This window comes from Micromonospora sp. NPDC048843, from assembly GCF_040649965.1.
GTDB classification, from domain to species: domain Bacteria; phylum Actinomycetota; class Actinomycetes; order Mycobacteriales; family Micromonosporaceae; genus Micromonospora; species Micromonospora hortensis.
The window spans coordinates 69,626-84,042 of sequence record NZ_JBEZGJ010000003.1 but is presented as its reverse complement, the minus strand read 5'-3'; the positions used below and the strand labels follow the sequence as shown (position 1 = coordinate 84,042).

Sequence of the window (14,417 nt, the reverse complement as noted above, 5' to 3'; positions counted from 1 at the left end):
CAGAGTGACACTAACTCTAGGGTCGATCCATGTCCGACGATCGCTGGGTCGCCCCGAGGGTTCTTCTCGCGGTGGACCTCGTCATCCTCACGCTGCGCGGAGCCGTCCTTCAGGTCCTGCTGATCGAGCGCGGCGTCGAACCTGACCGCGGGGCGCTCGCGCTGCCCGGCGGCTTCCTCGGCCACAATGAGGAAGAGCTGCTCGCCGCCGCCCACCGCGAACTCGCCGAGGAAACCGGCTTCGCTGCCGACCGGCCGCACCTCGAACAACTTGGCGTCTACGGGACACCTGGACGCGACCCGAGGGGCCGGGTGATCTCGGTCGCCTACCTGGCGATCGCGCCGGCGCTGCCGGAGCCCGTCGCCGGCACCGACGCCTCTTCCGCCTATTGGAGGCCCGTGGACGAATCCCTCGCTGGCGACGTCCGGCTCGCCTTCGACCACCGGCGGATCCTCGCTGACGGGGTCGAGCGGGCCCGGGAGAAGCTCGAACGCACCGCACTCGCCACCGCTTTCTGCGGACCGACGTTCACGATCGCCGACCTCCGCACCGTCTATGAGGCGGTATGGGGCGCACCCCTCGATCCCCGCAACTTCTACCGCAAGGTTCGCAGCGTGGACGGCTTCATCGTCCCGGTGGAGGCGACCCGACGGACGGACGGCGGCCGGCCGGCCCAGCTGTTCCGGCCGGGCCCTCGCACCACACTGCATCCCCCCATGGTCAGGCCTTCTGGACCGGACCCGGCGGACAAGGAGACGGCATGAGCACCAAAGATCGGCTCGTCGTGATCCTCACGGCGCTCAATCTGGAGTACGAGGCGGTTTGCGAGCGGTTGTCCGACCTCACGGTGCACCGGCACGCTGCCGGGACCCGTTTCGAGGTCGGCCGGCTCGGCCGCGGAGGCTGCCGCGTCGCGCTGGCCTTGGTGGGCAAGGGCAACCATCCGGCCGCCGTCCTCGCGGAGCGCGCGATGGCCGAGTTCTCCCCGGCCGCCGTGCTCTTCGTGGGCGTCGCCGGAGGTCTGTGGCCGAACATCCGGCTCGGCGACGTGGTTGTGGCGAGCAAGGTCTACGCCTACCACGGCGGCACGAGCGAAAACGACGGGCTTAAGGCCCGGCCCAAGGCCTGGGAGATCCCGCACGAGGCCGACCAGATCGCCCACCACGTAGCACGCTCCGGGCGGTGGCGCGACGGGCTCACCGCCGAGCCACATCCCGCTACCGTCCACTTCGGTGCCATCGCGGCCGGTGAGGTAGTGCAGGACTCAGCGGTCTCGGAGCAGGCGCGGTGGATTCGCCAGCACTACAACGACGCGTTGGCGATCGAGATGGAGGCGGCGGGCGTCGCCCAGGCCGGGCACCTCAACCGCGCCCTGCCGGTTGTGGTGGTGCGGGGCATCAGTGACCACGCCGACGGCACCAAGACGAGCACCGACGGACACAACTGGCAGCCCCGGGCGGCACGGCACGCCGCCGCGTTCGCCGTTGCGCTGGCCCAGGAACTGGTGAAGAACCCCCCAACCCCCGCAACCAGTGACACCGACAGCGACAGGAGTGCGCCTGTGCGAATGACGAACCGGAACGTGGCCACCGGCAATGCTCGGGTGGGCATCCAGGCCGGGCAGATTCAGGGCGGCGTCGTCATCGGCGCCGGCGCCGGTGCCGATCGGCCGGCCGACCTGGCGGCGAGCCTCGGCGAACTGCGGCGTGACCTGAAGCAGGCACACCGGGACGGCGGCCTCGACAACGACACCTACGAGGCCGCCGAAGCGGAGCTGGACACCGCCGCCGACTGCGTCCGGGAGGGGGTGGCCGGCAGCAGGAGCAGGCTGCTACTCGCACTGCGGCGGCTGCGGGGCCTCGTCGGCGAGGTGGCCGAGTTGGCCGCACACCTCGCAGGCATCATCGCCGCGGTGAAGGCGCTCCAGTGACGACCGAAGCGGCGACGAACGTCGCGGACGGAGACGCGTACGTTGGCGTGCAGGCCGGTACCGTGCATGGCGGCATCAACTACTACACCCTGCCCCCCAATCCGACCCCGGAGCAGCAGTTCGAGGCTGGGGTGAAGTACCTCGACGCCCGGGTACGCGACGAGGCGGTGCGGCTGCTCGAACGCGCCGCCGCCGGTGGCCTCCAGACCACCGAAGTGCAGTTCTACAGGTTGATCGCCCTACTCAGCGGACGCACCCTGCGCCAACTCGGGGACGCTGAGCTGGACCGCCTCACGGCCATCTGCGGCAGCTTGCTGCCGCTCGATGCCAACGAACCGTGGGCCGCCGGCGTGGAGGCTGTCCTTCGGCTGCTGACCCCGGTCAGCCCGGCCGAAGCAGAATTCGTCATCAAGGAGATCGACGCGCTGGGTGATCGACAGCGGGAGAGCGTCTACGGCCACCTCGAGGCACTGCTCGACGGCACGATCCAGGACGAGATGTGGCAACGGTCCGTTGCTCTGGCGGTTTCACGGCGCACCAGCGACGACCGGGTCGACCGGGTATGGAAGTTTTTCCAACCTGTGCCCGCACAGCCCCGTACCCGGGAGGTGGCTCCCGCCGCCGTGACCGTGCGCAACTGGCTCCAGTTCGGTATCGCCGCGGCCATCGCCGCGCTCTCCGTCGTCTCCCTGGTCGCGCTGGCCATGGCGACGGGACGACTCGGTCCCATCGCCGGCGCACTCGTCGGCGTCGGCGGGCTCGCCGCCTACGGTGTCGGGGGCGCCGATCGCCACTACCGCTCGGCGCGCATGCACGCCAAGGAGGCACAGCTGCGCCCGCCCACCCAACGCCGTCCCGAAGCGCCGACGGGCGGATTCGCGAGCAGGGTGGACCGCATGTTCAATCACTACTTCGCCCTATATGTACCGCGGGGCACCGATCGCGGGTACTGGCTCGACCAGACCGCGGGCATACGGAGGCAGCTGCGTGACGAGCTGGTGGAGATCTACCGGGAACAGCGCATCGGAGCCGACCGCGTCGCCTGGTTGATCCGGCACCTCGTCGGGGACGTCCGAACCCGGTGGGAGCGCGACACTCTCACGGCCCACCGGCAGGAGCTGCGTCTCACCGTCCGCACACACACCCTCCATCTCGGCGGCCTGGTACTGCTCACCTGTGGCGGCATTCTGGCCATGGCGGGCAGTATCACGCTTGATCCCCTACACGCCGTCGTGTGGCTCCTGCTGGCGGTGGCCTCGGCGGTGCCGGCCAAACGTGCCGGGTTCCGCATCATCGCCGAACGGCGCCGCGTGGCCGACGATGACGCGGAACGGCTGCTCCGGGACCAAGCCCAATGGGCGGCGTACCGCAAGTGGCAGGCGAAGCTGGCCGACAGCCCCTCCGACGCCGAGATGGCGGCCTGGCTAGAACACGACCGCAAGGTCCTGGTCGACCAGGCCATGAGGCAATTCCAACTGCATCCCAGCCAGGTCATCGCGCACGCATTCATCGAGGCACCCGGCCGCGCCTGCAAGCGGGCCCGCTATCCCCGTGGCCCCTGGCGATACTCCCGGTATCAACTCCTGCTCTTCCTGCTCACTCAGGATGGTGTGCGGCAGGTCGACATCGAACTGGACTTCGAGCTGGCCACGAGCCGGATCACGCAGCGCCTCAACTACCGCTTCGACGCCGTCGCCGCCGTGCGAATCGAAGGGGTCGCCGGACAGCAGCAGACCTTTAAGCTGACGCTCTTCAACGGCGACCCGGTTTCGGTGCAGGTGAGCGTGCCAGAGGGCGAGACCGACCCACATGAGGACGACCCGACAAAGATCACCGAGCTGTCACAGGACGCGTCCGGACTCAGCCACACCCTGCACGTCCTGGAGGGGATCGCGGCTGAAGGTAAGCAGTGGGTGAGGCACCGCCGCCGCCGCGCCGATGAGAAACTTGCCAGCCTCGCAAGCGCCATTCGGGACGTGAACGACTGACGACGACTCGTTTCCGGGAATTGCGGCGGACGCTGCCGCCCGCCAACACCAGCCACGATCACGTCGTGATCGGCTCCCTCAGCCGCCCTGGCGTGCACTCGCTAGCATCCATCGGCGAATACTGGTCGAACCAGTCCTCGCTGGTGCCGGAACTCGACGCCAGCACCCGGGGAACACGAAAAGGCCCCGACCCAGTGTGAACCACCAGGTCAGGGCCTTTCTCGTTCATGCGCCGCCAGGGACACGAACCCGAATCCGCGAATTAAGAAATCGCTCGCCGGGGCCGCGTCGACTCCGTCAGGCGCCGCGCAGGGTGGCGCCGAGGCGTTCCGCCGCGACGGCGACCGCCGCGTCCCGTGCCGCGACCGCCTCCTCGACGGTGAGCGTCCGGTCCGGCGCCCGGAAGGTGAGCTTGTACGCCAGCGACCGGCGGCCGGCGCCGAGCTGCGCGCCGGAGTACACGTCGAACAGCCGCACGTCCTCCAGCAGCTCACCGGCACCCGCCTCCAGTGCCCGGCGCACCTGCTCCGCCGGCACCGAGTCGTCCACCACGAGGGCCACGTCGATCAGTGCCGGCGGGAAGCCGGAGACCGTCGGCGCCGGCGTCACCGGGGTCGGCGGCAGCGTGTCGAGGTTCAGCTCCATCGCGCTGGTGCGGCGGGGCAGCTCCAACGCCGCGACCACCACCGGGTGCAGCTCGCCGGCGTGTCCGACGACCGAGCCGTCGACCCGCAGCTCGGCGCAGCGACCCGGGTGCCACGGGGCGTACTCGGCGGCACGCACCTCGACCCGCTCGTCGGGGATCCCGGCGGCGGCCAGCACGTCACGGGCCGCCTCGATCGCGTCCGCCCATCCGGCCGGGCGACCGGCACCCCACCAACCGGCCGGGTCCAGGTCGCCGGAGAGCACCACCGCGACGTGCACCGGCTGCGCCGGTACCACCGCGTCGGCGGCCGCGAACTCGGCGTCGGTGGGACGCCGGTCCACCCCCATCGCCGGCGGGCTGCCGGCGCCGACGCGCGGGTGGAAGACCGCACCGATCTCGTAGAGGGCGAGGTCGCGGTGACCCCGGCCGAGGTTGCGCTTGAGGATGCCGAGCAGCGGGCCGAGCAGCGTGGTACGCAGCAGCGGCTCCTCATCGGACAGCGGGTTGGCCAGCCGCACCGCGGGCCGACGCGGATCGTCGGCCGGCAGGCCGAGCTGGTCGGCAAGCTCCGGCGACACGAACGGGTGCGCGAGCACCTCCACGTACCCCCGCTCGGCCAGCGACCAGGCGACGGCCCGGCGGCGACGCTGCCGCGGCGTCAGACCACTACCCGGAGGCGCGGTGGGAAGTACCGACGGCACCCTGTCGTACCCGTCGAGGCGGACCACCTCCTCGACCAGGTCGGCCGGGTCGGTCAGGTCGGGACGCCAGGTCGGCGGGGTCACGCTCAGAACCGTCCCGACGCCGCTGGCCACGCCGACAGCGCCCGGGTCCTCGGACAACCGGTCCGCGCCCTGCGCGACAGTGCAGCCGACCCGCTCCAGCAGGGCGACCACCCGCGCCGGCGGGTACTCGACGCCGACCCGCCGGGTCGGCAGGTCCGCCGGAAGGCTGATCGGGGTACGCGGCCGGACGTGGTCGATGTCCAGGATCTCCGCACTCGGCGTGCCCCCACCGTGCTCGGTGAGCAGCCGCACGGCACGCTCCAGCGCGACCAGCGCCACGGCCGGGTCGACGCCCCGCTCCCAGCGCTTCGCGGCCTCGCTGAACAGCTTGTGCCGGCGGGCGGTGCGCCCGACCATCGCCGGGTCCCAGTGCGCCGCCTCGAAGAGCACCGTCGTGGTGTCGGCGACGACCTCGCTGGTCTCGCCGCCCATCACCGCCGCCAGGGAGATCGGACCGGTGTCGTCGCAGATCACCATGTCGTCGGCGGTGAGCACCCGGTTGACCCCGTCGAGGGTGGTCAGCTTCTCCCCCGCCTCGGCGCGACGGACCACCAGCGGCCCGACGATCCGGTCGGCGTCGAAGGCGTGCATCGGCTGGCCCAGCTCCAACATCACGTAGTTGGTGATGTCGACGGGCAGCGAGATGCTGCGGATGCCGGCGGTGACGAGCCGCTGCTGCATCCAGGACGGTGTGGGCGCGCTCGGGTCGACCCCGCGGACCAGGCGGGCCGTGAACCGGTCGCAGCCGACAGTGTCGCGGACCTCCACCGGGTACGCCGGCGTCTCGGTGCCGCCCGGGGCCGGCGTCAGGGCCGGGTCGCGCAGCGGCACGTCGAACGCGTGCGACAACTCCCGGGCCAGGCCGCGCAGGCTCAGCGCGTACCCCCGGTCCGGGGTGATCTCCAGATCGAGGACGACGTCGTCGAGGCCGACCACCGGGCGCGCGTCGTCACCCGGCTTGGCCGTCACGTCCGGCCCCAGCACGATGATCCCGGAGTGGTCGTCACCCAGGCCCAGCTCCTTGGCCGAGCAGATCATGCCCGCCGAGTTGTGCCCGTACGTCTTGCGAGCGCCGATGGCGAAGCCGCCGGGCAGCACGCCGCCGGGCAGGATCACCACCACCCGGTCACCCTGGGCGAAGTTACGGGCACCGCAGACGATCTCCTGCGGCTCGCCGGTGCCGTTGGCGGCACCCACGTCGACCCGGCAGAACCGGATCGGCTTCTTGAAGCCGGTGAGCTCCTCGATCTCGCGGACCTCACCGACGACCAGTTGGCCGGTGACGGTCTCGGTCAGGTCCACAGCGGACTCGACCTCGATGCCGAGGTCGACCAGGGCCTGCTCCAGGTCACCGGTGGGCAGGTCGGCGGGGAGGTCGACGTACTCCCGCAGCCAACTGACAGAAACTCGCATGACTTCAGACCACCGTTCCCGTGTCTCGTACCCGCATCGCCTACGCCCCGGTCCCGAGCGCGCGGCTGAACCGCACGTCGCCCTCGAAGAGATGGCGGATGTCGCTGACCCCGTGCCGGACCATCAGGGTCCGGTCGATGCCCATGCCGAAGGCGAATCCGGAGTAGACCTCCGGGTCGACGCCGCAGGCGCGCAGCACCCGGGGGTTGACCATGCCGCAGCCACCCCACTCGACCCACTGCGGGCCGTCCCGGTGCTCCGGGAACCACACGTCGAACTCCGCCGACGGCTCGGTGAACGGGAAGTAGTGCGGCCGCCACCGGGTCTTCGCCTCCGGGCCGAACATCGCCCGGGCGAAGTGGTCGAGCGTGCCCCGCAGGTGGGCCATCGTGATGCCCTTGTCGACCACCAGGCCCTCAGCCTGGTGGAACACCGGGCTGTGGGTGGCGTCGATCTCGTCGGTGCGGTAGACGCGGCCCGGCACGATCACGTAGATCGGCGGCTTGCGGCTGAGCATCGTGCGGGTCTGCACCGTCGAGGTGTGCGTACGCAGCACCAGGCCGGAGCCCTCCGGTGCGATGTGGAAGGTGTCCATCAACCCGCGAGCCGGGTGGTCGGCGGGGATGTTCAACGCGTCGAAGTTGACCCACTCCAGGTCGACCTCGGGCCCCTCGGCCACCTCGTAGCCCATCCCGACGAAGAGGTCGCTGATCGACTCCATCAGGATGCTCAACGGGTGCCGGGCGCCGCGCGGACGCCGGTCGTAGGGCAGGGTGACGTCCACCCGCTCCTCGACCAGCACCCGCTCGGCCTGCTCGCGCTCCACCACCTCGGAGCGCTCGGCGTACGCGGACTCGATCGCCCGCCGGGCCTCGTTGACCCGCTTGCCGGCGTCGGACTTCGCGGCCGGCGGCAGCGCGCCGATCTCCCGGCGAGCGAGGGAGACCGGTGACCGGTCACCCAGGTGCACCGAGCGCAGCGCGGTCAGCGCGTCCGGGTCGGCGGCGGCCTCGAACGCCTTGGTGGCGTCCGCGACGGCCTCGGCCAGGGCGGCGGGGTCGAGTAGGGCGACCTGCTTCGGGTCGTACGGATCGTTGCGGTAGCTCATGGCGTACGGGCACTCCCTCACGGCGGCGCCAGCCCTCACCGGGGCGGCTAGGCGAGTCTACGGACGCGCGGCTGTGCCGCAGCCCGCCGGTAGGAGTTGCGCAGGGAGCAGGTCAGGCCCGCCGCCCGCCGACACCGGCGGGCTGGCTAAACGAACGCCGTGTCGCGTTCATGGACGGACGCTCTCCCCTGCTGTCAGTCGCGCCGGAGGCAATCACCCTCAGCGCTGCGCTCTCGCTGAAGCGTACAGGCAGACCGCTGCGGCGGCAGCCAGGTTGAGGCTCTCCGCGCGCCCGTACAGCGGCACCCGCACAGTGGTGTCGGCCGCCGCGGTCAACTCCTCGGACAGCCCGTGCGCCTCCGAGCCGAACAACCAGGCGGTGGGTCCGACGAGCCGACCGTAGTCGGTCAGATCGTCCAGGTCGTTGTCGCCGTACCCGGTGGTGGCGAAGATCGACAGCCCGGCGGCGCGCAGCGCGTCGACCACCGCGACCGGGTCGCTGGCGCGCACCACGTCGACGTGGAAGAGGCTGCCGGCCGAGGCCCGCACACACTTACCGTTGTACGGGTCGACGGCGTCTCCGGCGAAGATCACGGCACCCGCGCCGGCCGCGTCGGCGGTGCGCAGCACGGTGCCGGCGTTGCCCGGATCACGGATCTCGGCGAGCACCGCCACCAGCCGGGGCGCACCCGCGAGGGCCTGCTCCAGTGAGACGTCCAAATGCCGGCAGACGGCGACCAACCCCTGTGGGGCGACGGTCTCGGTCAGCGCCGCGAGGGCATCGTCGGTCACCTCGGAGACCGGCACGTCGGCGCGGGCCGCCGTGGCGGCCAACTCCGGGTACCTGTCGAGCGCGGTGGTCGTACCGAACAACTCGGTGACCACCTCCGGCCGCGCGAGGGCCTCGCGGACCGCCTGTGGGCCCTCGGCCAGGAAACGGCCGGTGGCGTCGCGGTCCCGGCGGCGTTGCAGGCGGCGGGCGGCGACAACCCTTGGGGTACGCGGGGTGAAAGCCATGATGTGCGCTCCTCTGGCACGATTGAGGCGCCCCCCGGACGGCGGTGCCGACACGGGAGACGCCTCGCTCTGGTGCGTGGGGATCAGGCGGCCTGAGCCGCCGCGCCGCCGGTGCCCTCGGCCGTGACCGCGGCCCGGGCCAGCTCGACGATCGCCGCGAAAGAGGCGGCGTCGTTGACAGCCATGTCGGCCAGGATCTTGCGGTCGACCTCGATGCCGGCCAGACGCAGGCCCTGGATCAGACGGTTGTAGGTCATCCCGTTGGCCCGGGCGCCCGCGTTGATCCGCTGAATCCACAGCTGCCGGAAGTCGCCCTTGCGGTCGCGACGGTCCCGGTAGGCGTACTGCATCGAGTGCAGCACCTGCTCCTTGGCCTTGCGGTACAGGCGGGAGCGCTGACCGCGGTAACCACTCGCGGACTCCAGCAGGGTACGACGCTTCTTCTGGGCGTTTACAGCCCGCTTGACGCGTGCCATCTCAACTCCTAATTACGTAAAGGTGGCGCGCGTCAGCGGCCGAGCAGCTTCTTGATGCGCTTGACGTCGGCCTTGGCCAGCACGACCGTGCCGGTCAGCCGGCGGGTCTGGGTGGAGGGCTTCTTCTCCAGGTTGTGGCGGAGGCCGGCCTGCTGGGCAACGATCTTGCCCTTGCCGGTCACCTTGACCCGCTTACCCATACCCGTGTGGCTCTTCATCTTCGGCATGTGGAACGTCTTCTCCCCTGTTACTCGCCGCTGGTGTCGGCGGCGAGGCCGGTGTCACCGGCTGCTGCGGTCTCGCTGACCGCCGCGGTCTCATCGGCTTCCGGAGCGGCGGACTCGTCCCCTGCCCGGTCCCGAGGTCCGCCGCGAGACGCCGTAGCGGCGACCGCGGAGGCCTTGACGGCCCGATGCGGGGCGAGAACCATGATCATGTTTCGGCCGTCCTGCTTCGGAGCGGCCTCGACGTATCCCAGTTCCGTGATCTCGGATTCGAGCCGGCGAAGGAGCCGGTAACCCAGCTCCGGGCGGCTCTGCTCGCGACCGCGGAACATGATCGTCACCTTGACCTTGTCGCCCGCCTTGAGGAACCGCACCACGTGACCCTTTTTGGTCTCGTAGTCGTGCGGGTCGATCTTCGGCCGAAGCTTCATTTCCTTGATGACGGTCTGCTGCTGATTACGCCGCGCTTCGCGCGCCTTGAGTGCGCTCTCGTACTTGAACTTGCCGAAGTCCATGAGCTTGCACACCGGCGGGCGCGCCATCGGCGCAACCTCGACCAGGTCCAGATCGACGTCCGCGGCCAGCTGAAGAGCGCGCTCCAGCGGGACGATGCCCACCTGCTCACCCTCTGGGCCGACCAGTCGGACCTCACGTGCCCGGATCTGCTCGTTCACGCGTGGTTCGACGCTGATGGGGCCTCCTCGAGTCGTTTCTGCTCACTCGCCGACCCCTGCGGCTCCCGGGAGGGAACCGACTCGAAAAGCAGAAGGCCCCGGCGCATGCCAGGGCCCGCTCGACCGGTCAGCACGATCACAAGGATCGCGCACCCGGCACCGGGACATGCCCGGAACCGGTGACCGGACCCGGCCACCGTAGCGGCGACTCGGGTGGGAGCAGGCGCTCCGCTTTCAAGGCTGTCTGCTCGCACGCGGAGACAGCCTGGTCGACTCGATAACACTACACCGGCGCCCCGGCGACCCCCAAACCGGGCACGACCCGCGGCCGGCACGAGCCGGTGGGTGGTTTCGCCGGGGTCAGCGGCCGACGGCGCGTTCGGCGAGACGGACCTGGTGGGCCTCGTGCAGCCGGCGCAGCGCGCGGACCCCGTCGACGGCCAACTCCTTGTCGGCGGCCTGCAACGCGACCATCGGCAGCAGGTCGTCGTCGTGCAGCTCCAGGCTGGCCCACGGCGCGCCCCGGTCGAAGCGGACGCCCCGGACAACCTCCCAGGGCAGCTCGTAGGAGCTGATGACGTTACGGACCCGGATGCTCCGAGCGTCCGCCTCCACCCGGGGACGGGTGAACAGCAGGAAGCCCAGCGCACCGAAGACGCCCAGGCCGATCATGGCGATCTGGTCGCCGCGCTGGAAGCTGCCGTAACCATCGCCGGTCGGGCCACTCAGCGAGGTGGCGACCAGACCGAACACCACCACCAGGGCGGCCGCCGCCGACCAGCAGACCACGCGGATGCGGCGGGGCTTCAGGCGGACCAGCTCGGTTTCACTCACCCCACCAGTCTGCCATCCGCGCTCGTCCACCAAACGCACCACCCGCCGAGCCACCCCCGACTCCTGTGCCCCCCTGGCGAGCGGAAGGGTCGCCGATCTTGCGGTTTCGGTTGTCGATACAGGGTGATATTCACCTTGTATCGGTGCAGAAAGTGCAAGATCGCGGAGCAGGATCAGGTCGGGCTTGCCGATCATGGAGTTGTGGTGCCTGATTTAGGGTCTTCCGGGCGTTTTGTCGCCCAGCACAACTCCATGATCGGCTAGGCATCGCTGGGACGGGCGCGCGGATAACCCCGGTCCACCGGCGCTCTTGACCTGGACGGTCAGAGGCGGCAGGCGTGGATGTTGGTGACGAGGATGGCGCGGGCACCCAGTTCGTACAGCTCGTCCATGATGCGGTGCACGTCGTCGCGGAGCACCATCGCCTGCACCGCCACCCAGCCCTCGCGGTGCAGCGGCGACACGGTGGGCGACTCGATGCCCGGGGTGAGCCCGCTGGCCCGGTCCAGCAGACCGGCCGGCACGTCGTAGGCGAGCATCACGTAGCGGCGAGCCACCAGCACACCGTGCAGGCGGCGCAGCAACTGCTCGGCCTGCGGTTGCGCGGGCGCGCCGGCGCGCCGGACCAGCACCGCCGACGAGCGCAGCAACGGCTCGCCGAAGACCACCAGGCCCGCCTGGCGCAGGGTCGCGCCGGTTTCCACCACGTCCGCGATCACGTCCGCGACACCGAGGCGTACGGCGTTCTCCACAGCGCCGTCGAGGCGGATCACGTCTGCCTTGACGCCCACCTCGCCGAGGTGCCGTTCGACAAGCCCCGGGTAAGCGGTGGCGATGCGGTGACCGCCCAACTCCTGCACGGAGGCGATGTCGTCGGGGCGGGCGGCGAAGCGGAAGGTGGCCCGGCCGAAGGCGAGGTCGACGACCTCCTCGGCTGGCGCGGCCGAGTCGATCAGCAGGTCCCGGCCGGTGATCCCGAGGTCGAGGTCACCGGAGCCGACGTAGGTGGCGATGTCCTTCGGACGCAGGTAGAAGAATTCGACGTCGTTGGCCTCGTCCCGGCAGACGAGGTCCTTGGGGTCGGTGCGCTGGCGGTAGCCCGCCTCGCGCAGCATCTGGGCGGCCGGTTCGGCCAGGGTGCCCTTGTTGGGAATGGCGACACGCAGCATGACGGAGTGCTCCTTCGATCCGGTTGGCGATCAACAGGGGTGGGGGCACTCACAGATGTCGGTAGACGTCCTTGAGCTCGAGACCGCTGGCGAGCATCAGCACCTGGACCTGGTAGAGCAGCTGGGAGATCTCCTCGGCGGTGCGCTCCGGCCCCTCGTGCTCGGCGGCCATCCACGACTCGGCCGCCTCCTCGACGACCTTCTTGCCGATGAAGTGCACGCCCTTGTCCAGCGCGGCGACGGTGCCCGAGCCCGGGGTGCCGGCGGCGGCCTTGGCCTGCAGCTCGGCGAACAACTCCTCGAACGTCTTCACGGGGAACGATTCTTCCAGCCACCCGGGCGGCACCCCGCGTCCGGGTCCATCGGAATCCAGTAAGCGGACAATTCCCTACCAACATGGTGGGACAATTGTCGATCGATGCCCATGGAGCTCTACGCTGTCCGCCATGGCCAGCCGCTCACGTCTCCTCGCGCTCACCTTCGCCGGCGCCGTCGTCGTAGCCACCGCCGGATGCGCGCCACAGGACGAGAAACCCACCCCCACTGTCACAGCAACGCCGTCCTGCGCCAAGGACAGCCTGCCCACGCGTACGCCGGGCAAGCTGACCATCGCCACCGACCAGCCCGCGTACGAGCCGTGGTTCGCCAAGGACAAGCCGGACAGCGGCGAGGGCTTCGAATCCGCCGTCGCGTACGCGGTGGCCGAGAAGCTCGGCTACGCCCGCGCCGACGTCACCTGGACCAGGGTCAAGTTCGACACCGCCATCGCGCCGGGGCCGAAGGACTTCGACTTCGACATCAACCAGTTCTCCATCACCGACGAGCGCAAGCAGGCTGTCGACTTCTCCGCGCCGTACTACCTGGTGCGGCAGACAGTCATCGCGTTGAAGTCCTCGAAGATCGCCGGCCGGAAGTCGCTGGCCGACCTGCGGGACGCTCGGCTCGGCGCGCAGGTCGGCACCACCAGCTACCAGGCGATCACCGACGTGATCAAGCCGGCCGCCAAGCCGCAGGTCTACAACAGCAACGACGACGCCAAGAAGGCCCTTCAGAACGGGCAGCTGGACGGTCTCGTGGTGGACCTTCCGACCGCCTTCTACATCACCGGCGCGGAGATCACCGACGCCACGATCGTCGGGCAGGTGCCGCAGGTCGGTACGCCCGAGGCGTTCGGGTTGCTGCTGGACAAGAACTCCCCACTGACCTCCTGCGTGAGCGGGGCGGTCAGTCAGCTCACCACGGGGGGCACGCTGAAGGAACTGGAACAAAAGTGGCTCGCGCAGGTGGCGGGGGCGGCCGAGCTGCGGTGACGCTACTGGATCAGGTGCCCTCGGAGGCGCAGCTGCGGCGGTCGGCGTACCGGCGTCGGCAGACCGTCTACAGCGTGCTCGTCGCGGCGTCCTCGACGGCGGCGCTCGGCACGCTGCTGGTGATCGCGGTGACCGGGGCGCCGGGCTGGGACCGGGTCCGGCGGTCGTTCCTGGATCCGGAGATCGCCCGCGACGCGCTGCCGACGGTGCTGAGCGGGCTCTGGCTCAACGTACGGCTGCTGGTCTGCTGTGCGGTCGGCGCGCTGCTGCTCGGGCTGGTGATCGCCGTGCTGCGGACGCTGCGCGGGCCGGTCTTCTTCCCGGTCCGCGCGCTGGCCGCCGGCTACACCTACACCTTCCGCGGCCTACCGCTGATCATCGTGCTGTACCTGCTCACCCTCGGCGTGCCGGGGCTGCGGTTGCAGGGCATGCCGCCGGTGCTGGTGCTGGGTGGGATCGCGTTGGTCCTCACCTACGGCGGCTACCTCGCCGAGGTGTTCCGGGCCGGCATCGAGTCGGTGCACTCCAGCCAACTCGCCGCGGCCCGCTCGTTGGGCCTGACGTACCGGCAGACGATGCGCCACGTGGTCCTGCCGCAGGCCGTCCGCCGGGTGGCGCCACCCCTGCTCAACGACGTGGTGGCGTTGCAGAAGGACGTCGGGCTGGTCTCGCTGGCCGGGCCGATCGACGCGGTCCGCGCCGCGCAGATCGCCACCGCCCAGACCTTTAACTACACGCCGTACGTCGTGGCGGGGGTGCTCTTCGTGCTGCTCGCCATCCCGCTGATCGCGGTCACCGACTGGGTGACGCTACGCGCCGCCCGCCGACAGTCGGGAGGCTGAC

14 protein-coding genes are annotated in these 14,417 nt (G+C 70.4%); 5 read left to right on the top strand and 9 right to left on the bottom strand.

Features of this window, described 5'->3' with window-relative positions; translation table 11 throughout:
- Positions 1-29 precede the first annotated feature (29 nt).
- Genes AB0C20_RS01570 through AB0C20_RS01560 form a run of 3 tightly spaced genes read left to right on the top strand, consistent with a single transcriptional unit; the run spans position 30 to position 3,918 of the window.
- Complete coding sequence (locus AB0C20_RS01570; RefSeq protein WP_357189706.1) at positions 30-764, top strand: NUDIX domain-containing protein; 735 nt, start codon at positions 30-32, stop codon at positions 762-764.
- Complete coding sequence (locus tag AB0C20_RS01565) at positions 761-1,930, top strand: 5'-methylthioadenosine/S-adenosylhomocysteine nucleosidase (protein ID WP_357189708.1); 1,170 nt, start codon at positions 761-763, stop codon at positions 1,928-1,930. Before AB0C20_RS01570 ends, AB0C20_RS01565 begins: the two co-directional genes overlap by 4 nt.
- On the top strand, positions 1,927-3,918 hold the full coding sequence (locus AB0C20_RS01560; RefSeq protein WP_357189710.1) for a hypothetical protein: 1,992 nt from the start codon (positions 1,927-1,929) through the stop codon (positions 3,916-3,918). The genes AB0C20_RS01565 and AB0C20_RS01560 overlap by 4 nt, the downstream gene beginning before the upstream one ends.
- A gap of 297 nt (positions 3,919-4,215) precedes the next feature.
- On the opposite strand, the gene pheT is transcribed toward AB0C20_RS01560, so the two are convergent.
- The 9 genes from pheT to AB0C20_RS01515 form a co-directional block, all read right to left on the bottom strand.
- Positions 4,216-6,762: a phenylalanine--tRNA ligase subunit beta gene (pheT, locus tag AB0C20_RS01555; protein ID WP_357566992.1), complete on the bottom strand. Its 2,547-nt coding sequence runs from the start codon at positions 6,760-6,762 to the stop codon at positions 4,216-4,218.
- Positions 6,763-6,802: 40 nt separating this feature from the next.
- A complete protein-coding gene (gene pheS / locus AB0C20_RS01550) occupies positions 6,803-7,870 on the bottom strand; it encodes a phenylalanine--tRNA ligase subunit alpha (protein WP_357566991.1) in 1,068 nt (355 codons plus the stop codon).
- A 219-nt stretch (positions 7,871-8,089) separates the two neighbouring features.
- A complete protein-coding gene (locus AB0C20_RS01545) occupies positions 8,090-8,941 on the bottom strand; it encodes an RNA methyltransferase (RefSeq protein ID WP_357189716.1) in 852 nt (283 codons plus the stop codon).
- A gap of 29 nt (positions 8,942-8,970) precedes the next feature.
- Entirely contained in the window at positions 8,971-9,363 is a 393-nt protein-coding gene (gene rplT / locus AB0C20_RS01540; RefSeq protein WP_030488429.1) for a 50S ribosomal protein L20, read from the bottom strand.
- Between the two features lie 32 nt (positions 9,364-9,395).
- Positions 9,396-9,590, bottom strand: coding sequence for a 50S ribosomal protein L35 (gene rpmI, locus AB0C20_RS01535; RefSeq protein WP_007458415.1), 195 nt, complete (start codon positions 9,588-9,590; stop codon positions 9,396-9,398).
- A 20-nt stretch (positions 9,591-9,610) separates the two neighbouring features.
- Positions 9,611-10,261 carry a translation initiation factor IF-3 gene (gene infC, locus AB0C20_RS01530; protein ID WP_124818759.1) on the bottom strand — a complete coding sequence of 217 codons (651 nt, stop codon included), beginning with the start codon at positions 10,259-10,261 and terminating at the stop codon, positions 9,611-9,613.
- 360 nt (positions 10,262-10,621) lie between these two features.
- Positions 10,622-11,095: a PH domain-containing protein gene (locus AB0C20_RS01525; protein WP_357189718.1), complete on the bottom strand. Its 474-nt coding sequence runs from the start codon at positions 11,093-11,095 to the stop codon at positions 10,622-10,624.
- 323 nt (positions 11,096-11,418) lie between these two features.
- Complete coding sequence (gene hisG / locus AB0C20_RS01520; protein ID WP_030488425.1) at positions 11,419-12,264, bottom strand: ATP phosphoribosyltransferase; 846 nt, start codon at positions 12,262-12,264, stop codon at positions 11,419-11,421.
- A gap of 49 nt (positions 12,265-12,313) precedes the next feature.
- Positions 12,314-12,577 carry a phosphoribosyl-ATP diphosphatase gene (locus AB0C20_RS01515; protein ID WP_030335709.1) on the bottom strand — a complete coding sequence of 88 codons (264 nt, stop codon included), beginning with the start codon at positions 12,575-12,577 and terminating at the stop codon, positions 12,314-12,316.
- Positions 12,578-12,710: 133 nt separating this feature from the next.
- On the opposite strand from AB0C20_RS01515, the gene AB0C20_RS01510 reads away from it, so the two are divergent.
- Both AB0C20_RS01510 and AB0C20_RS01505 read left to right on the top strand, forming a co-directional pair.
- Complete coding sequence (locus AB0C20_RS01510; protein ID WP_357189720.1) at positions 12,711-13,574, top strand: ABC transporter substrate-binding protein; 864 nt, start codon at positions 12,711-12,713, stop codon at positions 13,572-13,574.
- Between the two features lie 5 nt (positions 13,575-13,579).
- A complete protein-coding gene (locus AB0C20_RS01505; RefSeq protein ID WP_357189798.1) occupies positions 13,580-14,416 on the top strand; it encodes an amino acid ABC transporter permease in 837 nt (278 codons plus the stop codon).
- Position 14,417: the final 1 nt, after the last annotated feature.